This is a genomic window from Streptococcus hyovaginalis DSM 12219 (genome assembly GCF_000420785.1).
In the GTDB taxonomy this organism is placed as follows: Bacteria; Bacillota; Bacilli; order Lactobacillales; family Streptococcaceae; genus Streptococcus; species Streptococcus hyovaginalis.
This window is the reverse complement of the sequence record NZ_ATVP01000004.1, coordinates 58182-78025: the sequence shown is the minus strand read 5'-3', so window position 1 is coordinate 78025 and position 19844 is coordinate 58182. Positions and strand designations below refer to the sequence as shown.

General features: G+C 40.5%; 20 protein-coding genes. 17 read left to right on the top strand and 3 right to left on the bottom strand.

Annotated elements, in window-relative coordinates:
• The first annotated feature begins 41 nt into the window (after positions 1-41).
• From trpX to G574_RS0103625, 11 genes are all read left to right on the top strand, one after another.
• Positions 42-1043, top strand: a complete 1002-nt coding sequence (trpX, locus tag G574_RS0103680; protein ID WP_029691008.1) for a tryptophan ABC transporter substrate-binding protein — start codon at positions 42-44, stop codon at positions 1041-1043.
• Positions 1044-1070: 27 nt separating this feature from the next.
• The gene (locus tag G574_RS0103675) at positions 1071-1940 is read left to right on the top strand and encodes an ABC transporter permease (RefSeq protein WP_029691007.1); all 870 of its coding nucleotides are present in this window, start codon (positions 1071-1073) and stop codon (positions 1938-1940) included.
• Positions 1937-2695, top strand: coding sequence for an ABC transporter ATP-binding protein (locus tag G574_RS0103670; protein ID WP_029691006.1), 759 nt, complete (start codon positions 1937-1939; stop codon positions 2693-2695). The genes G574_RS0103675 and G574_RS0103670 overlap by 4 nt, the downstream gene beginning before the upstream one ends.
• 129 nt (positions 2696-2824) lie before the next feature.
• Positions 2825-3109, top strand: a complete 285-nt coding sequence (locus tag G574_RS12000) for a hypothetical protein (protein WP_029691005.1) — start codon at positions 2825-2827, stop codon at positions 3107-3109.
• Positions 3110-3501: 392 nt separating this feature from the next.
• Positions 3502-5163 carry a ribonuclease J gene (locus tag G574_RS0103660; protein WP_029691004.1) on the top strand — a complete coding sequence of 554 codons (1662 nt, stop codon included), beginning with the start codon at positions 3502-3504 and terminating at the stop codon, positions 5161-5163.
• A gap of 117 nt (positions 5164-5280) precedes the next feature.
• The gene (locus G574_RS0103655) at positions 5281-6063 is read left to right on the top strand and encodes an alpha/beta hydrolase (RefSeq protein WP_029691003.1); all 783 of its coding nucleotides are present in this window, start codon (positions 5281-5283) and stop codon (positions 6061-6063) included.
• A 122-nt stretch (positions 6064-6185) separates the two neighbouring features.
• Positions 6186-6914: a matrixin family metalloprotease gene (locus G574_RS0103650; protein ID WP_029691002.1), complete on the top strand. Its 729-nt coding sequence runs from the start codon at positions 6186-6188 to the stop codon at positions 6912-6914.
• Between the two features lie 7 nt (positions 6915-6921).
• Complete coding sequence (locus G574_RS0103645) at positions 6922-7293, top strand: hypothetical protein (RefSeq protein ID WP_029691001.1); 372 nt, start codon at positions 6922-6924, stop codon at positions 7291-7293.
• Between the two features lie 54 nt (positions 7294-7347).
• On the top strand, positions 7348-9276 hold the full coding sequence (locus G574_RS0103640) for an ABC-F family ATP-binding cassette domain-containing protein (RefSeq protein ID WP_029691000.1): 1929 nt from the start codon (positions 7348-7350) through the stop codon (positions 9274-9276).
• 201 nt (positions 9277-9477) lie between these two features.
• Positions 9478-9900, top strand: coding sequence for a MarR family winged helix-turn-helix transcriptional regulator (locus tag G574_RS0103630; protein ID WP_029690999.1), 423 nt, complete (start codon positions 9478-9480; stop codon positions 9898-9900).
• Positions 9897-11279 carry an MATE family efflux transporter gene (locus G574_RS0103625; protein WP_029690998.1) on the top strand — a complete coding sequence of 461 codons (1383 nt, stop codon included), beginning with the start codon at positions 9897-9899 and terminating at the stop codon, positions 11277-11279. The genes G574_RS0103630 and G574_RS0103625 overlap by 4 nt, the downstream gene beginning before the upstream one ends.
• 457 nt (positions 11280-11736) lie before the next feature.
• Here G574_RS0103625 and gatD read toward each other — a convergent pair whose 3' ends face one another.
• Together gatD and murT are read right to left on the bottom strand one after the other, a co-directional pair.
• Positions 11737-12525 (bottom strand): lipid II isoglutaminyl synthase subunit GatD, encoded by a 789-nt coding sequence (gene gatD, locus G574_RS0103620; RefSeq protein ID WP_029690997.1) that lies wholly within the window; start codon positions 12523-12525, stop codon positions 11737-11739.
• Entirely contained in the window at positions 12525-13868 is a 1344-nt protein-coding gene (gene murT, locus G574_RS0103615) for a lipid II isoglutaminyl synthase subunit MurT (protein ID WP_029690996.1), read from the bottom strand. Before murT ends, gatD begins: the two co-directional genes overlap by 1 nt.
• A gap of 99 nt (positions 13869-13967) precedes the next feature.
• Here murT and cdaA point away from each other — a divergent pair, with 99 nt between their 5' ends.
• The 5 genes from cdaA (at position 13968) to G574_RS0103590 (ending at position 18140) form a co-directional block, all read left to right on the top strand.
• On the top strand, positions 13968-14825 hold the full coding sequence (gene cdaA / locus G574_RS0103610) for a diadenylate cyclase CdaA (RefSeq protein ID WP_029690995.1): 858 nt from the start codon (positions 13968-13970) through the stop codon (positions 14823-14825).
• A complete protein-coding gene (locus G574_RS0103605; RefSeq protein ID WP_029690994.1) occupies positions 14818-15777 on the top strand; it encodes a CdaR family protein in 960 nt (319 codons plus the stop codon). The genes cdaA and G574_RS0103605 overlap by 8 nt, the downstream gene beginning before the upstream one ends.
• A 41-nt stretch (positions 15778-15818) precedes the next feature.
• The gene (gene glmM / locus G574_RS0103600; protein ID WP_029690993.1) at positions 15819-17168 is read left to right on the top strand and encodes a phosphoglucosamine mutase; all 1350 of its coding nucleotides are present in this window, start codon (positions 15819-15821) and stop codon (positions 17166-17168) included.
• 73 nt (positions 17169-17241) lie between these two features.
• The gene (locus tag G574_RS11495; protein ID WP_211209674.1) at positions 17242-17415 is read left to right on the top strand and encodes a hypothetical protein; all 174 of its coding nucleotides are present in this window, start codon (positions 17242-17244) and stop codon (positions 17413-17415) included.
• Complete coding sequence (locus G574_RS0103590) at positions 17412-18140, top strand: pseudouridine synthase (protein ID WP_029690992.1); 729 nt, start codon at positions 17412-17414, stop codon at positions 18138-18140. The genes G574_RS11495 and G574_RS0103590 overlap by 4 nt, the downstream gene beginning before the upstream one ends.
• A 76-nt stretch (positions 18141-18216) precedes the next feature.
• Here G574_RS0103590 and G574_RS0103585 read toward each other — a convergent pair whose 3' ends face one another.
• Positions 18217-19458, bottom strand: a complete 1242-nt coding sequence (locus G574_RS0103585) for an aminopeptidase (RefSeq protein WP_029690991.1) — start codon at positions 19456-19458, stop codon at positions 18217-18219.
• A 154-nt stretch (positions 19459-19612) separates the two neighbouring features.
• Between G574_RS0103585 and G574_RS11265 the strand changes: the two genes are divergently transcribed.
• On the top strand, positions 19613-19744 hold the full coding sequence (locus tag G574_RS11265; RefSeq protein ID WP_079268446.1) for a DUF4044 domain-containing protein: 132 nt from the start codon (positions 19613-19615) through the stop codon (positions 19742-19744).
• Positions 19745-19844: the final 100 nt, after the last annotated feature.

Sequence of the window (19844 nt, the reverse complement as noted above, 5' to 3'; positions counted from 1 at the left end):
AAAATAGCAGCAGAGAAACAGATACAAAGAGAGGATATAAGATGAAAAATAAAGCTATTATAGGAACACTGGCAGCCTTGGTATTGGTCGTTTTCGGAGCCATTGTCTATCAACTGGGACAACAGAGTGCAGCACCTGCTAAAAAGGAAAAGGTTAAAGTCGGTGTCTTACAGTTTGTGACTCACGATGCCCTAGATGCGATCAATGATGGTATTTCTAAAGGTCTAGAGGAGTCAGGATACAGCCGTGATGATGTGACGATTGATTACGTCAATGCAGAAGCTGATCAATCCAAAATCCAAACGATGAGTAAGCAACTCGTTGCCAATGGTAATGATGTTTTGGTTGGAATTGCGACTCCAGCAGCTCAAGGCTTGGCTAATGCAACAAGTGATATTCCGGTTATCATGGGAGGTATCTCAGATCCTGTTGGTGCTAAATTGGTGTCAGACTTGAAAAAACCATCTGGCAATGTCACTGGGGTATCTAACCAAGTTCCTGTTGCTCAAGAAGTAGAGCTCATCACACAACTAACACCGGATGCTAAGAAAATCGGAATCTTGTATGCAAGCAGTGAGGACAATTCACAGAGTCAAGCGGATAAATTTGAAAGCTTAGCCAAAGAAAAAGGTCTATCTATCGAGCGCTTTGCAGTTCCATCTACCAATGAAATCACATCAACCATGGCAGTAATGACTGGTAAAGTCGATGCCATCTTTATCCCACAGGATAATACCATTGCAAGTGCGATGCAAACTGTGGCGGCAGCCGCTCAAAAAGCTAAATTGCCTGTTTACGTTGTCGATGACTCCATGGTTAAAAACGGTGGTTTTGCAGCCATCGGCCAAAATCAATTTGATTTAGGAGTTGAAACAGGGAAAATGGTGGCTCAGGTTCTTGATGGAAAAGCGGTTAAAGATCTTCCAGTAACGGTTGTTGATACAGGAACGCCAACCTTGAATATGAAAGTCGCTAAGGAACTTGGCATCACGATTCCTGAGGAAGTGATGGATAAAGCCGAGGTATCTGTTAAGGCAGATTAATCAGGCGGATAGAAAAAGGACAAAACAATGATTATTTCTTCAATGTCACAAGGCTTATTATACGGTATTTTGGGATTAGGGATTTATTTAACCTTTCGTATTTTAGATTTCCCTGATTTGACGACAGAAGGTTCTTTTCCCTTGGGAGGAGCTGTTGCAGTAACTTTGCTTAATATGGGCTGGCATCCACTTTTAGCAACGTTTTGTGCCATTTTGGCAGGCTGCTTGGCGGGATTGGTGACGGGCTTGCTTTACACAAAAGGCAAAATTCCAACCATTCTGGCAGGAATTTTGGTCATGACATCTATTAATTCTATCATGCTCATGATCATGGGACGTGCTAACTTGGGTCTACTAGAAATTAAAAGTATCCAGGATCTCTTTCCGTTTGCAACTAGCTATAATCTCTTGCTCTTGGGCTTGATAGCCATTGTTTTAGTGATTGCTTTTCTCATTGTCTCTTTAAACACACGTTTGGGGCAAGCCTATATTGCGACAGGCGATAATAGAGATATGGCTAAGAGTTTTGGTATCAATACAGATAGGATGGAAGTCATGGGCTTGGTTATTTCTAATGGCATCATAGCTTTATCTGGCGCTTTGATCAGTCAACAAGATGGCTATGCTGATGTCTCTAAAGGGATTGGTATCATCGTTATTGGGCTTGCTAGTATCATCATTGGCGAAGTGGTCTATGGCGATAACTTGTCTTTTTTAGAGCGTCTAGTGGCCATTGTGATAGGGGCAATTTTCTATCAATTCCTGATTACAGCAGTTATTGCGCTTGGCTTTAATACCAATTACCTCAAACTTTTCAGTGCTCTTGTGTTATCGATTTGTTTGATGGTTCCTGTTCTCAAAAATAAGATTTTTAAAGGGGCTAAGGTGACAAGATGAAAAAAATAGTGGAATTACAAGATGCGACGGTTCGCGTGCACAATGGCTCAAATGATTACAAGACGATTTTAGATGCTGTTAACTTAGTGATTTACGAGCATGATTTCATCACTATTTTGGGAGGAAATGGTGCAGGGAAATCAACTCTATTCAATGTTATTGCGGGTACCTTGATGCTGACAAGTGGTAAGATTTTCATTTTAGGTGAGGATGTTACCCATCTGACCGCAGAGAAACGGGCCAAGTATTTAGCGCGTGTTTTCCAAGATCCTAAGATGGGAACAGCACCACGCATGACGGTCGCTGAAAATCTCTTAGTGGCCAAGTACCGTGGTGAAAAGCGTGGCCTTGTTCCTAGACGTATTCATCACTTTAATGAAGAATTTCAAGTCCTCATTGAGAAAGTTGGGAACGGTATTGAAAAGCATTTGGAGACCCCAACGGGTTTTCTATCTGGTGGGCAACGTCAGGCGCTCAGTCTCTTGATGGCGACCATTAAACGACCGGATTTGTTGTTGCTAGACGAACATACAGCAGCTTTGGATCCCAAAACAAGCGTGTCCTTAATGAACCTAACTGAAGACTTTGTTCAAAAGGACAAGTTGACAGCGCTCATGATCACCCATCGCATGGAAGATGCCTTGAAATATGGGAATCGTCTCATCGTTATGAAGGACGGGAAAATCATTCAAGATCGATCATCCAGTGAAAAAGCTGGTTTGACCATTGCAGATTACTATCAAGTCTTTGAGTGAAAACGACCAGAAAAACATTGTGAAAATTGAAAAATCAATCATTGTGACGTAAAACAACAAATAAGGGAATATGAAGGTTTTGATAATACTTTCGATGATTCTAAGTCCTTTAATGGTCATATTTCTCATATGCGAGAAATTATAGAAAGCGAATATGAACAAAAGAAAAAATTCAGGAAAATAGCTACATATGGAGCTTTTGGATTTGTAATATATTCGATATGTTTTATTTCGTTCGTGTTTTGGTATTTAATTGTAAAAAAAGACTATACTCCCAGCGCTTCAGTTCTAATAGGTTTGTCTGTTAGTTTTGTGGCAAATATTATAGGATTAGCGACTGTAGTTTTTAAATATGTGTTTAGTAGTACTAAAGAAACAACTGACTATATTAGCAATATGGGTAGTAAAAAGTAAACAAGCTATATCACTTTATAGCTTGTTTTTTTATCGCGAATTTTACTATCCTTTATTTCGATGACAGTTAGACTTGGAAAGTGTGTTGAGGGAAGTGTTTAATCTCGCCCCAAATTTTGTCCCAAAAGTTTAGAAAATGATGGAAAATGACGTAAAAATATATCAATAAAAACCTATTTTACAGCTATTTTCCTTTTCATTTATTTTTATCGTTTGCTATGTTATACTAATAACGAGTATGCAACTTTTTTGTTGCTGTCTGTAATTCGACTTGGTTTGTCCAAGGACCGTTAGATTAAGATGCTCTGATAGTTTTTTGGTGCGCTCACCTGATCTATTAAGGAAGTCAGTCTTCCAAAGAGTAATAAAGAAAAAATCGTTAAGGAGAAAACATGAGCGATATTAAAATTATGGCTTTGGGTGGTGTCCGTGAGAACGGGAAAAACCTCTACATTGCTGAAGTGGATGATGCTATTTTTGTCTTAGATGCGGGCTTAAAATACCCTGAAAATGAACAATTAGGGGTAGATGTGGTTATCCCTAATCTTGACTACTTGATTGATAATAAAGACCGCCTACAAGGTATCTTCTTGACTCATGGTCATGCTGATGCTATCGGTGCCCTACCTTATCTGTTATCCTCGGTTAAGGCGCCTGTGTTTGGTTCAGAGTTAACCATCGAATTGGCTAAATTAATGGTTAAAAACAATTCGTCAGTTAAGAAGTTTTCTAATTTCCATGTGGTTGACAGTGAGACAGAAATTGAGTTTGAAAATGCGGTTGTTTCCTTTTTCAAAACGACCCATTCCATTCCAGAAAGTTTGGGAATTGTGGTGGGAACTAAAGAAGGTAATATTGTCTACACAGGAGACTTTAAGTTTGACCAAGCGGCGCGTGATGAGTACCACACCGATTTTGCCCGCCTGACAGAGATTGGTCGCGAAGGTGTGCTAGCCTTACTAGCTGATTCGGCCAATGCCACTAGCACAGATCAGGTAGCCAGTGAATCTGAGGTTGGCATTGAGGTTGATCAAGTGATCGGTGATGCGGAAGGACGTGTTATCGTAGCGGCTGTTTCTAGTAACTTAGCTCGTATTCAGCAGGTCTTTGATGCTGCAGCTAATCATGGACGCCGTGTTGTTTTAACAGGTTTTGATGTTGAAAATATTGTGCGTACGGCTATTCGCCTTAAAAAATTGAGTATTAGCGACGAGAGCATCATGGTTAAGCCTAAAGAAATGGCTAAGTTTGACGATCATGAATTAGTGATTTTAGAGACTGGTCGCATGGGTGAGCCAATTAATAGTTTGCAGAAAATGGCAGTCGGGCGTCACCGTTATGTGCAAATCAAAGACGGTGACCTGGTTTACATCGTCACTACACCAAGTATTGCCAAGGAAGCTGTGGTTGCGCGTGTTGAAAATATGATTTACAAGGCTGGCGGATCGGTCAAATTGATTACGCAGAATCTTCGCGTTTCAGGTCATGCTAATGGTCGTGATCTTCAATTGCTTTTGAATCTCATGAAGCCCAAATACCTTTTCCCAATTCAAGGTGAGTACCGTAACCTTGCAGCGCATGCGGACATGGCGCTCGAAACAGGCATGTTGCCGGAAAATATTTACATCATGAAACGTGGGGATATCATGCACCTGTCGGAACAAGGCTTCCTGCATGAGGGGGCTGTTTCTGCTGGCGATGTCATGATTGATGGGAATGCCATTGGTGAAGTGGGCAATATCGTCCTTCGTGACCGCAAAGTTCTCTCAGAAGATGGTGTCTTTATCGTTGCCATGACGGTTAATAAAAAGGAACGTAAGATTGTATCACGGGCTAAAATCAACACTCGCGGTTTTGTTTATGTCAAGAAGAGTCGTGATATTTTGAGAGAATCAGCTGATTTGGTTAACACGACTGTCGAGAACTATTTAGCAGAAGATGGTTTTGATTGGAATGAACTGAAAGGACAAGTGCGTGATGAGATTGGTAAGTTCTTATTTGACCAAACCAAACGCCGCCCAGCGATCTTGCCAGTCATTATGGAAGTACGCTAAACGATAGGGATACCAAGGTCTGGTTGTATAAGCTAGAAGGCTGGTATACCATATTTAAGATTGCATAATCCCACGAAGTTGAGACCATCTCAACTTCTTTCTATAGGAGGAATACAGATGGCTTTTTTTCAAATTGAATATAGTTCAGAGGTTTTAGGGCTATATCGTCAAGTAGATGTTTTATATCCTGATGCAGATCAAGTAGCAGAAAAACACCGTGATGATACGGATATTCCAGTTCTTTATCTTTTACATGGTATGGGGGGAAACCATAATTCTTGGACATCTAGAACAAACCTCCAACGCTTGGTTCGAAAGACCAACCTAATCATTATTATGCCTAATGGCGATAATGGTTTTTATACCAATACGACCTATGATAGTCGCTATTTTGATGCCATTGCTAAAGAGCTGCCTCAAGTGATGCGTCGCTTTTTCCCAAATATGACCCAAAAACGTGAAAAAACCTTTATCGCAGGCCTATCAATGGGTGGTTATGGGGCCTTTAAACTGGCTATGTTGACCAATCAATATGCCTATGCCGGCTCTTTTTCTGGCGCATTGGCCTTTGATTTTGCCAACAAAGAAGATGTGGCCGCAAGTGATGCCTACTGGGCTGGTTTGTTTGGCGATTTAACTGCTTTTGAAGCAAGTGAAAACAATCTCCAAGTTGCTGCTCAAAATGATGACGGTAAAACGACCTATTATGCATGGTGTGGTTATGAGGACTTTTTGTTCCAAGCCAATGAAGAAGCAGTCGCAGACTTTAAAAAGGCTGGATTAGACATTATTTACCGAAATGACCACGGCAAGCATGAGTGGTATTATTGGGAAAAGCAAGTTGAAGTTTTTTTAGAGATGTTACCAATTGATTATGTCAAGGAGGAAAGACTTTCTTAATAGGTCTATTTGGTAACAAGATTAAGAAAAGGTAACAGAACATTTTTTGATTGAAAAGCTAAAGACTGCTTGCTATACTAGGTCATATGTTTTAGGAAATACACCACAGAAAGCAACCATCAATGAAGCATCTTTTCAAATTACTGTTAGCGATCCCTCGCTTTGTGTTATCACTTATCTGGAATATTCTGTTTAGTTTGCTCAAAACGGTTATATTCTTAGCTGTCATACTCTTTGGTTTGGTTTATTATGCCAATCATAGCAGTTCACCCCTAGCCAATCAGTTATCAAATGTCTTTGATAATGTATCATCGTATTTTGATCCAAATATTTTGCAAAATCCGCAAGCCATTGGGGACAATTTAACCCAATTAGAAACGGATTTTCATGAGCACTTAAAGGGGGCAAAGTGGTCTACCAATAAAGCGACGATTTATATTGAAACTCAGAATGAGACCTTTCGATCTGCTTACTTGCAAGCGATTGATGCTTGGAATCAGACAGGCGCTTTTCAGTTTCGTCTAGTGGAGGATCCGGATCAGGCAAACATTGTCGCGAAAGATTACTCCGATTCTGAAACGCAGGCTGCGGGGCTGACCAATACACAAGTCAATGCCTTGACTAATCATTTAGTGTCTGTAGATGTTTATTTGAATGCTTATTATCTTTTGAATCCGAGCTATGGTTATGATCAAGAGCGTATTGTCAATACTGCCATTCATGAATTGGGGCATGCTATTGGCTTGGGACACGATGATGAACACGATTCGGTCATGCAGTCAGCGGGCTCTCACTATGGTATCCAAGCCATTGACATTGCAGCTGTCCATGAGCTTTATCAAGAAAGATAGGTAAGTTATGTCTCGTTATTTGAAACGATGGATGAAGCGACACCCCTTTGAAGCTTTTTTATATCTCTTTAATACTGGCATTTTTGCTTGGCTAATGGTCACCACAAGATTGATTTTGTCGCGCCTGGGCTTGCATAGTCTGCCTGTTCTAGAGCAATTACCCAGCTGGATTCTCTCCATGGGAAATCATTCTCTAGCCCCTATCAGAGGCTTGGTAGGGCAATTGCCTTGGCTTTGGCTTGCCATTTCCTTTATGTTGACCTTGCTTGTCACCTTTTTAAAAGGGGTGGTACGTCGGATTTTAGGTATGATTATTTTAGCCCTAGGCCTTTATTTACTGTTTAAACATTGGGAACTATTACAGTGGCTTTTGTCATAAGTGAATGACTTTGGTACCTTTGAGTATCAAAGTTCTTTTTGTTATAATAGAGCCATGATTATTTTACAAGCAAACAAAATTGAGCGTTCCTTTTCTGGGGATGTTTTATTTGATAATATTAGTTTACAAGTTGATGAGAGAGACCGGATTGCTTTGGTTGGGCGAAATGGTGCTGGTAAATCGACTCTATTGAAAATTTTAGTTGGCGAAGAGGCACCAACTTCAGGTGAGATTAATATGAAACGCGATCTTCAGCTATCTTATCTGGCTCAAGATAGCCGTTTTGAATCTGAAGCCACCATATACGACGAAATGTTAGCAGTCTTTGATGACCTCAGAAAAGATGAAGTTCAATTGCATCAGATGGAGGAGCAGATGGGCCACTTGGATGGTCCAGCTCTTGAGAAACTAATGACGGACTATGACAGGCTTTCGGAACGATTTCGATTAGCAGGTGGTTTTCAATACGAGAGTGATATCAAAGCCATCTTAAATGGCTTTAAATTTGATAGTAGCATGTGGGATATGAAGATCTCGGAGCTCTCAGGAGGTCAAAACACTCGTCTAGCTCTAGCACGCATGCTATTACAGAAGCCAGAGTTACTGGTTTTGGACGAACCGACCAACCACTTGGATATCGATACCATTGCCTGGCTTGAAAATTATTTGGTTAATTATCAAGGTGCCCTAATCATTGTTAGCCACGACCGTTATTTTTTAGATAAGGTGGCGACCGTTACGCTAGATTTGAATCCTCATTCCTTAGATCGTTATGTGGGTAACTATTCGGCTTTCATGGATTTGAAGGCAGAAAAGTTGGCGACAGAAGCCAAGAATTTTGAGAAACAGCAAAAAGAGATTGCTAAGTTAGAGGATTTTGTCCAGCGCAATATTGTCCGTGCATCGACAACTAAGAGAGCGCAAGCGAGGTGGAAGCAACTGGAAAAAATGGAACGGTTGGAGAAACCCTCAGCTAGTCAAAAATCAGCCCACATGACCTTTCACTCAGAGAAGGTGTCTGGCAATGTGGTTTTAACGGTTGAAGATGCAGCTATCGGTTACGATGGTCATGTCCTGTCTGAACCCATCAATCTCGAATTGAATAAACTCGATGCCATTGCCATAGTAGGGCCAAATGGGATTGGAAAAACGACCCTTATCAAGTCCATTGTGGGACAGATTCCTTTCCTAAAAGGGCAATCAAAATATGGGGCTAATGTTGAAACAGGTTATTATGACCAGACACAGTCACATTTGACCAATTCGAATACCGTCTTAGATGAACTTTGGAATGATTTTGCGACAACTCCTGAATTAGAGATTCGCAATCGGTTAGGAGCCTTTCTCTTTTCAGGTGATGATGTGAAAAAGTCCGTCGGAATGCTTTCAGGTGGTGAACGGGCGCGTCTGTTACTGGCTAAGCTTTCTATGCAAAATAATAATTTTTTGGTTTTAGATGAACCAACCAACCACCTGGATATTGACAGCAAGGAAGTCTTAGAAGATGCCTTGATTAATTTTGATGGTAGTTTGCTATTTGTCAGCCATGATCGCTATTTCATTAATCGGATTGCAACAAAAGTCTTGGAAATTTCAGAAAATGGATCGACGCTTTATTTGGGAGATTATGATTATTATCTGGAGAAAAAGGCCGAGTTAGAATGGCTGGCTCAAGAAGCTAATGCCACTCCGGAAGTCTTTTCTGAAGAAACGATCTCTAAGGGTGCGATGGATTATCAGGCGCAAAAAGAGAACCAGAAAGAGTACCGTAAGTTAGCACGTCGGATAGAAGTTATTGAGAATGCTTTGGAAGAGATTGAGCAGCAAGAATCAACTGTTACCTCTCAGATGTCAGCAACCAATGATGTGACTGAGTTGACAAGGTTACAATCAGACCTCGATAGACTTCTCAAAACTCAAGAAGACCTTATGGAAGAATGGGAGAGCTTATCAGAAACACTTGCCCACTTTGAAAGTAATTAGAAAAGATTGGAGTAAGGATGCCAAAGGTGTTCTTCTCCAGTCTTTTTTGTCTGTTGATTTTCCTTCTTGATCTTGCTCAGTCACTTCAACAGATAATTTTGATAATAGCAATTTCCTTGAAGTGGTTATCATTGAAAAATAGTATATAAAGTATATAATATATTATGTATATTACATAAAGTGTCTTTAAAGGAGTAGAAAATGCACAGAATCGAAGAAACGTTAGCCTTTAAATTACTCTTGGCAAAACATGCTTTGATTGATAAGCGGTCACAGTTGGAATTTGCTGTTATGGGGTTAACAAGGGGAAACTTTGTGACCTTGGCGATTATTGCACAGTATCCGGGGATCACACAGTCAGAACTTTCGCTTAAAAACCTGAAAGACAAGAATGTCATTGGGCATTTGGTGGATAAACTAGAGCAAAAATCCCTAATTAGGCGTTCTAAGTGTCAGACCGATCGCAGATCCTATCAACTGTTTGTGACGGATAAGGGACAAGCTGTCGTCGATGGCAATTGGGAGTCCTTCTTTAACCATGGGCGAACAGTCTTGACAAGTGAAGAAGAGAAAACTTTGTCTCATCTTTTAGAAAAATTATTGCAAGAGGAGGTCAGCTTATGACAACAGACTCTGATTATAAAAATCCTTTGGAGTATCAGCCGGTTGGTAAACTCATGAGGCAACTGGCTATACCAGCTATTGTAGCCAATGTCATTAGTGCTTTATATAATGTGATTGACCAGATTTTTATTGGTCAGGCGATTGGTTTCTTGGGCAATGCAGCAACCAATATTGCCTTTCCTCTAACAACGATCTGTTTGGCTTTAGGTTTGATGATAGGCTTAGGAGCGTCGTCGCGTTTTAATTTGGAAGTCGGCCGAAAAGAAATAGGCAAGGCCACATTGACCATTGGTAATGCGATGGTCTTGTTGTTTGGTGTTGGGATTTTTATTTTTCTCGTGGTAAGCCTCTTTTTGGAGCCTCTTATGTTACTATTTGGGGCAACCGATAGAGTTCTCCCTTTGGCCAAGACCTTTGCCGGTATTACCGCATTAGGGATTCCTTTTCTCATGTTTTCGGTAGGTTTCAATCCTATTGTTAGAGCTGATGCCAGTCCTAGGTATTCGATGATTGCTATTATTGCAGGAGCTGCTATCAATACGATCCTCGATCCCATTTTTATGTTTGTCTTTAACTGGGGGATTGCAGGAGCCGCTTGGGCAACGGTCATCAGTCAAGTCATTTCTGCCATGATACTGCTAGCTTATTTTCCAAGATTCAAAAGTGTTCAGTTACATAAAGAAGATTTTAGATTAGATGTCAAAACCATTCAATCTATCGTAATTTTAGGCTTGACGCCTTTTGTCACACAAGTGTCTAATATTATCATCCAAATCCTGGCAAATAATCTCTTAAAATATTACGGTGGTCAGTCTATTTATGGTCCCGATATTCCTATTGCCATTGCTGGAATTGTGATCAAAACCAATACTATTTACATGTCCTTTGTTCTTGGTTTGGTACAGGGAAGTCAACCTATATTCGGCTTTAATTACGGTGCTAAGAACTTTCCTAGAGTTCGTGAAACCTTGCGCGTTCTTTTTAAGAGTGTTAGTATCATTTCCCTTGTGGCTTGGCTCATCTTTGAGCTTTTCCCAGGTCAGTTGATTTTTTTATTTGGATCAGGTGAAAGTGATCTTTATTTGCAATTTGGGAAATATTACATGCGGACTTTTCTCTTCTTCTCCCTAACAAATGGCATGATGATATCCGTTTCAACTTACTTTACCTCTATTGGTAAAGCTTGGAAAGGAACCCTCTTGTCTATGTTACGCCAGCTGATATTGTTAATTCCTTTGATGATTCTCTTTGCCCATCTCTTTGGTGTCAAAGGGGTGATGTTAGGTGGACCCGTTTCGGATATTGTTACCTTTGTGGTGGCAATGCTCTTTTTAGTTAATGAACTGAAACAAACCCCTAAAGAAAATTTAAGTGTTTAGGTCAGCCCCATTGTTATCATTGGAAGATACAACTCTTATTAGATCTTTGTCCCTACATAGAGCGTCAAGAGAAAACAAGTGGTAAGAGGATGGATGCCTCAAATAGTACTTTCAAGAGGTATTAGTATTAAGATACTTTATAAAAAATGACAATAAAAATCAGGAAACAGATCCTAACTTACTGTATTCTTCCTGGTTTTTTATATAGCTGTATTTTCGCAGTGTCATTTTTAGACAGTGAGGAACAATAGATAGTAGACATTATTTGACGGAAAGAGTCAGATGATGGCAATGCCTGTCTCGTTTTTGCCTAAGTATCACCGTAAAAAGCTATGGCGCAAAATCACAATTCCCATCTTACAGGTGGATAGATTTATACATACTTGACGAAATGATAAGAACAAAAAGTATTGAAATACAAAACAGCGGAGCCTCTCGGTGAGGTTCCGCTGTTTTGTTAGGAATCAAATTCGGCCTTAGATTTCACATCACCATACTCTTCAGGTGTTTCTTGACTTAGGATGTCCTCATAACTTGGTAGGATAATATCCTTACCGTATTTATTGGTTAGAGCAGTTGTTACTAAACGATAGGCCAAGTTGGCATTCCGCGAGAGGATAGGGCCATGGAAGTAAGAACCGTAGACGTTTTTATAATGAACACCTTCAGTACCATCTTCTTTATTATTACCATTACCATAAACGACTTGTCCTAAAGGTTTTTCGTCATCTGACAAGAAAGTGCGTCCTTGATGATTTTCAAAACCATAATAGGTTTCATTAAATTCTGAATTATGAATCTTAATATCACCGATAAAACGGTTGTTTTCTTGATTGAGGGTGTAGTGTCCCATGACACCGATACCGTCAATTTTGACACCATTGCTTTGCACGTAATATTGCCCCAACAATTGGAAGCCGCCGCAGATAGCTAGGACCACTTTATCATCCTGAATAAAGTTACCAATTGCTTGACGTTTTCCTTGCAAGTCTTTGGCTACGATAGATTGTTCGTAATCTTGACCGCCACCAAAGAAGACCATGTCATAGTAATCGTTATCAAAAGGATCGCCCAATGAGACGATATCAACTGTCACCTTGGCTCCTAGTTTTTCACCAACATACTTTAACATTAGGATATTACCGTTGTCGCCATAGGTGTTGAGCAAGTTGCCATATAGATGGGCGATGTTCAGCTCATAAAGATAGTCTTTAGTGAGGGGAGATTGTAGAGAAGTATAGACCATTAGTGAAGCTCCTTTCCAACCACCTTACGATTAGCTAATAGCTCTCGGAATTCCAGCATAGCAGTATAAGTTGCTAATATGTATGCGTGATCGGTATCTTGCTTCTCAATCATTTGCATAATATCTTCAAGTTTTTTGGCCTGATGAATATTTTCTTCAGGATAGCCAGTCACCCTTAAGCGCCGCGCAATTTCAGAATGGCGAACGCCTCCCGCATTGATCTCCGTAATGGCCATTTCGTTAATGGCTTCAAAATTGGCATCCCAAATCCAGGAAGTATCAATACCATCAGCGTAGTTAGCATTAAGAAGGACAGATAACGAAAAAGGATAGTCAGCCAGCTTGATCATATCAAGCGCTTGACTGGCACCGACTGGATTTTTAATTAAGACTAGTGTGCAGGTCTTATTGCCAATTTTGAAGGTTTCCTGACGACCAAAGACAGCGCGACTCTTATCGAAGCCGGCCTTAATTTGCTCAGGAGCAACATCAAAGTAACTTGCAACAGCGACGGCAGCCAAAGCATTATAAATATTGTAGAGACCACCGACATTGATTTTATAGGTTTGACCATCAATAACAAACTCAGAGCTAGTGTTAGTGATAGCCGATAATTCAGTCAGCTGGTAGTCAAGTTGAGGACGCTTGAAATCGCAGTTAAGGCAGACATAATCGCCAAGATTGGCATACGTATTATACTTATAATAAAGAATATGTTCACACTTAGGACAAATAATTCCTTCAGTATTATAATGGGCTAATTGTGGTTCATGCTTGTCGAGATCAAACCCATAGAATTGCATTGGATTGACCACCTGACGTGAGTGAAATAGAGGACTATCTCCGTTGGCTAAAATTGTGGCTTGAGGAGCCTTAGCTGCCCCTGTTAAAATCATGTCATAAGTGGTGTAAATTTCCCCATAACGATCCATCTGATCTCGGAAAATATTGGTAAAGACAAAAAGGCTTGGCGTGATGTACTCGGTAATTTTAGGGAGACTGGCTTCATCAATCTCTAAAACAGCAATTTTTTTCCCTGATTTTCCACGTTTAGCGGTTAAGAAGGTTGATGTGATCCCCGTAATCATATTAGCACCGCTAGGATTAGTCACAATGTCCCCAAACGCTTCCTTTAAGATACCTACAGTTAGAGCAGTAGTGAGCGTTTTGCCATTTGTACCTGTGATGACAACAATCTCGTAATCCTTAGCCAAATCATCTAAAATATTTTGATCAAATTTAAGGGCAACTTTGCCAGGTAAGGTCGATCCACGCCCTAATTTGGACAAAATGAAATGGGTTGATTTACCGGCTAAAAGTCCCAGTTGTGTTTTCATAGTCATGGACATATTTTACCAAAAATACTACAAACTAGCTAGAGAAAATGCTATAATGAAATAAGTGTCTTTATAAGGCATAGTTTGATAAGGAGAGTGATCAGTATGAGTTTTTTTTCACAGTTTGATGCCAGATTTTGGCAGTCGCTTTTTGATAGCCCCTGGACTATTTTTGTCAATATTCTTGATATCAGTCTAGTCGCTTATTTAATTTATCGCTTCATCAAGGCTTTGGCTGGAACAAAGATTATGTCCTTGGTTCAAGGGATTATTTTATTTATCGTTTTGAAGCTTTTGGCAGAGCTGATTGGCTTATCAACCATTACGTATTTGATGAATCAGGTGATTACCTATGGTGTCATTGCAGCTGTTGTTATTTTTGCACCAGAGATTCGTCTCGCTTTGGAAAAATTTGGACGAACAACACAGTTGCTAGCAGCACAAGGAAATACAGAAACAGACGAGAAAAAATTGATCAATGCTCTGGTCAAGTCGGTTGCCTACATGAGCCCTCGTAAGATTGGTGCCTTGATCTCGATTCAAGGGACTCAGACTTTACAAGAGTACATCAGCACAGGAATTCCTTTAGACGCGGATGTATCAGGGGAGCTCTTGATTAATACTTTCATCCCCAACACCCCACTACATGATGGTGCTGTAATTATTAAGGGGAAAAAATTAGCAGCAGCCTGCTGCTACCTGCCACTTTCAGAGTCTACAGCCATATCTAAAGAGTTTGGTACTAGGCACCGGGCTGCCATTGGCTTATCTGAGAATTCGGACGCTTTGACCATTATCGTCTCAGAGGAGACCGGAGGAATTTCCATAACGCATAACGGGCGTTTCCAACATGACCTCAGTAATGAGGAGTTTGAGCGTCTATTGAATGATATTTTATTGCAAGAACAAGAGAAATCTTTGACCTGGAAAGAGCGCTTTTTTGGAAAGGAGAAAAATGCTTAAAAAATTGTTTAACCGACCAATCTTTTATGTCATCATTTCCATCTTTTTTGCTCTGATTTTATTCTTTGTGTCAAAGTCAACGACCTACAATGCTTCAGGAACCCAATTGAGAACGGTGACAGAAACCTACAGTCACACTATTGAAAATGTTCCGATTGATATTCAGTATGATACGGACAAGTACTTTATTAGTGGTTACTCTTACGAAGCTGAAGTTTATTTAACCTCAACCAATCGTATTAAGCTAGATTCTGAAATCAACGAGAACACAAGGCGGTTTAAGGTTGTAGCTGATTTGACAAATGTCAAAGAAGGAACAACAGAGGCGGAGTTAAAGGTTGTGGGACTACCTAGTGAGATGAATGCGACAGTTACACCTAAAACTGTCTCGGTCACCATTGGTAAGAAAATGACCAAATCGTTTGATGTTAAAATGACGATTCCAGAAAATCAGATTGCGGATGGCTACGAAGTTGATCAGATCGAGATTGCCAATAACCAGGTATCCGTGACAACTAACGAATCGACTATTGGACAAATCGATCACGTTGAAGCCGTTCTGCCACAAGATCAGGTCTTGGGTGAAGATTTTAGTGGGGCAGTAACCTTGCAGGCGGTCTCATCTGATGGTACGATTTTAGCATCAGTCGTAGATCCTGCCAAAACACGAGTCAATGTCACGCTTAAACGACTCACAAAAGAAGTACCGATCAACCTATCTATAACCGGCATCCTGTCAGATGAGCTTTCTAATATCGACTATGAGCTCAGTCGTAATACTGTGACCATTACAGGAACTAAAGAAGAGTTAGCTAAAACGGACAGTGTTAGAGGTACGGTAGATATTACAGGTGTCTCGAAGAATATGTCTAAGACAGTTAGCCTATCAGCTTCTAATGTGACAATCATGCCTCAAACAGTCACAGTTAAGCTAACAACAACTAAGAAATAAAAAATTAAAATCTAATGGAGGAGCGCACAGCGCTAACAATTATGGGAAAATATTTTGGAACAGACGGTGTACGTGGCGAAGCCAATCTTGAATTAACACCAGAACTTGCATTTAAATTAGGAAGATTCGGAGGCTACGTTCTTAGCCAACATGAAGAGGGGCAACCAAAAGTATTCGTAGCTCGCGATACCCGTATTTCAGGTGAAATGTTGGAAGCAGCCTTGGTAGCAGGTTTGCTATCCGTAGGGATCGAAGTCTATCAATTAGGCGTTCTAGCGACTCCAGGGGTTTCTTATTTGGTTCGTACTGAAAATGCTAGCGCTGGTGTCATGATTTCAGCGAGTCATAACCCAGCTCAAGATAACGGCATCAAATTTTTTGCAAATGATGGGTTCAAATTAAGTGATGACCTAGAAGCTGAGATTGAAGCCTTGCTTGATGCTGAAGAAGACACTTTACCACGACCATCTGCTCAAGGTTTGGGAACGGTCGTAGATTATCCTGAAGGATTGCGCAAATACGAAGCCTTTTTGGTATCGACAGGCGTTAAACTTGATGGCATGAAGGTTGCCATTGATGGTGCTAATGGTGCAGCATATCGCTCAGCCAGACATGTGTTCCTAGATCTTGAAGCTGATATTTCTGTTATTGGTGACAAACCAGATGGCTTAAACATCAACGAAGGTGTGGGATCAACACATCCAGAAGCTTTGCAAGAATTGGTTAAAGAAACCGGCTCAGCTATCGGTTTGGCATTTGATGGTGATAGCGACCGTTTGATTGCCGTTGATGAAAATGGTGAGATCGTAGATGGCGATAAAATCATGTATATCATCGGAAAACATATGTCTAAAAATAAACAGTTAGCGCAAAATACCATTGTGACGACGGTCATGTCAAACCTTGGTTTTCATAAAGCTTTGGATCGAGAAGGTATCGACAAGGCTGTTACGGCTGTAGGAGATCGCTACGTTGTCGAAGAGATGCGTCAATCAGGCTACAACCTTGGCGGTGAACAGTCTGGGCATGTGATTATTATGGATTATAATACTACTGGAGATGGTCAATTGACAGCTATCCAGCTAACGAAGGTCATGCAAGTAACTGGTAAATCCCTATCTGAACTAGCGTCAGAGGTGACCATTTTCCCTCAGAAATTGGTAAATATTAGAGTTGACAACAGTATGAAAGATAAGAGTATGGAAGTTTCAGCTATTGCAGCTATTATTGAAAAAATGGAAGCAGAAATGGCAGGAAATGGTCGTATTCTTGTTCGTCCAAGTGGTACAGAACCTCTCTTACGAGTTATGGCTGAAGCACCAACGGACGCAGAAGTTGATTATTATGTCGATACGATTGCTGATGTTGTGCGCTCTGAAATTGGAATCTAGTGATTCTTGCAAAATGCATAAAAGTCGTCAATGGGCGGCTTTTTTAATAGTATAGTGATAAGGAGTCATCATTATGGTTGAACGTCATAATCCTAGTGCAGTAGTTGCCTACATTGCCAAAGAAGAGAGTCAACAAAAACGTGATTATTTAAATGCTTTACGTACGCTTATTAAAGAGGTTCTACCCGAGGCTTTTGAAGGATTAGCTTGGGCAATGGGCTCTCAAAAGGTATGGAGAAACAAATGAGGCTTGATAAATTTTTAGTTGATTGTGGTCTGGGCTCTCGAACAGATGTCAAAAAGTTCCTCAAACAAAAAAAGATTTCTGTGAATGGCAGTGTTCAAACATTAGCCAAATCGCAGATCAATCCAGATCAGGATGTAGTCACTTATCAGGGGGAAACCCTTCAGCATGAAACCTTCCTTTATTATATGTTACACAAGCCAGCAGGAGTGATATCAGCGACAGAGGATCCTGAGCACCGTACGGTCTTGGATCTCTTAGATGATAAAGCAAAACAAAAGGCTGTTTTTCCAGTTGGTCGACTGGATAAAGATACCGAAGGATTACTTCTGTTGACCAATAATGGCAAGCTAGCTCACGCCTTACTATCTCCCAAAAGACATGTTGTTAAGTGTTACGAGGCGCATGTATTAGGGGTGATGACAGTTGACGATCAACTTGCTTTTGAACAAGGTATCGTCTTATCAGATCATCACTGTCTGCCTGCTCAATTGGAGATTAAAGCCGTTGACCAAGAGAAGCAGACAAGTCTTGTGACGATAAAAATTAAAGAGGGGAAATTTCATCAGATCAAAAGAATGGTGAAAGCTTGTGGGAAAGAAGTGACTTATCTCAAAAGACTTAGCATGGGACCACTTGACCTAGATCCTGAATTGCCGGTAGGACACTGGCGATTATTGACGGACAAGGAACAAGCTCTTTTGGCAGATGTTGGAGTGACTGTTTAAGCATCTTCAACAGACCAAAAAAGAGTTACTAGCGTTTATAAAACTAGTAACTCTTTTCGATGTTAGATTGTGGGTGCTAGATGGACCATTCGCCACCGCGGAAGATCGGAACAACTTCTCCATCAGCAGTAATACCGTCAATGTCCATTTGATCTGATCCTATCATAAAGTCAACATGAGCTGTTGAGCGATTCAAACCAGCCGCATCGAGCTCCTCGTTAGACATTTCGGTACCTCCTTCGATACTAAAGGCATAAGCTTGGCCAATAGCCAAGTGGTTCGATGCATTTTCATCAAAGAGCGTATTGAAGAACGTTAAACCAGACAAGGAAATTGGAGTCTTATGAGGAACAAGTGCAACTTCACCAAGTGAGCGGGCCCCATCGCTTTCCTCAACCAAACGTTTGATGGTGTCTTCTCCTTTTTTAGCAGTAACATCGACGATACGCCCATTTTCAAATGTAAAGGTCATATCTTCGATGATAACACCAGCGTAACTTAGAGGTTTAGTTGATGAGACATACCCATCTGCACGACGATAATCAGGTGCTGTGAAAACTTCTTCAGTCGGCATGTTGGCGATAAATTCTTCACCTTGGGCATTGACACTACCAGCTGCTTCCCAAAGATGATTTTTTGGCATTCCCAGTGTCAAGTCAGTACCAGGAGCTGTGTAGTGCAAAGCATCAAATTGGTATTTGTTTAAGATCTCCGCTTTAGCAACCAAGTTTGCTTGATGGTCATCCCAAGCTTTAATAGGGTCTTCTTGGTAGACACGATTGAGTTTGAAGATACTATCCCAAAGCGCATCAACTTGTTCTTCTTCAGTTTCTAAATCAGGAAAAACCACAGCAGCCCATTCTTTACCAGCAGCAGCGGCCAAATTCCAACTGACTTTGTTGGATTGCGTTGCCAAACGTTGAGCGGCTAAAGCAAGGGCTTGTGCTTGATTTGCCTTTGATAGGCGTTCTTGGTCAACAGAGGCAAAAACATTAGGATCAGAGGAACGGACAACCAAACGGCTAGCCTTTTTCTCAAGGAAGTAGTTAGATTTAGCGACAATGTAGTCAGCTACAGAAGTCGCACGCTCTTCATCGGCATGTAAAAGACGTTCGCGTGTGATTTGATCGTCAACATAATCAACGACAACTTCAACGGCGCCATATTGATAAGCGTATTTTGTCAAGAGTCGAGCAAAGTCAACTTGATCAACACCAATTGAAATATTGAGAGTGTGCCCTTTTTGGACATTGACACCTTTAGCGATCAGTAACTCAGCGTATTTTGCTAGATTAGCTTGAAAATTAGGTAAAACCATAGTCATCTCCTTTTCATTGATGTTTCTATTTTATCATAAAAGGCAGTGATAGCGAAGTGGCTTTCCTAAGATAATCCAATTTGTGTAAAAGTTGCTATATCTCTAGATTCGTGTTATGATTGATGGAGTAAAATCAATGGAAGAGGTATTTCTTTTGGCATTTGGAGATAATGGTCCACGTAAAAAAACAGCCTTTCAGAAATTAACGATTTTGATTGTTGTATTGATGCTCGTTATAACAGTCGCAGGTATTCTTGTATCGGCTTTAGGATCTTTAGGCTGGTAGAAAGCGCCATCTAGGCGTTTTTTGCGTTTAGTAAGAATGACATTAAAGAAAGGAGGGGGCATTAGTCTTTAAGAAAAGTGACGCTTAAGTCTAATGATAA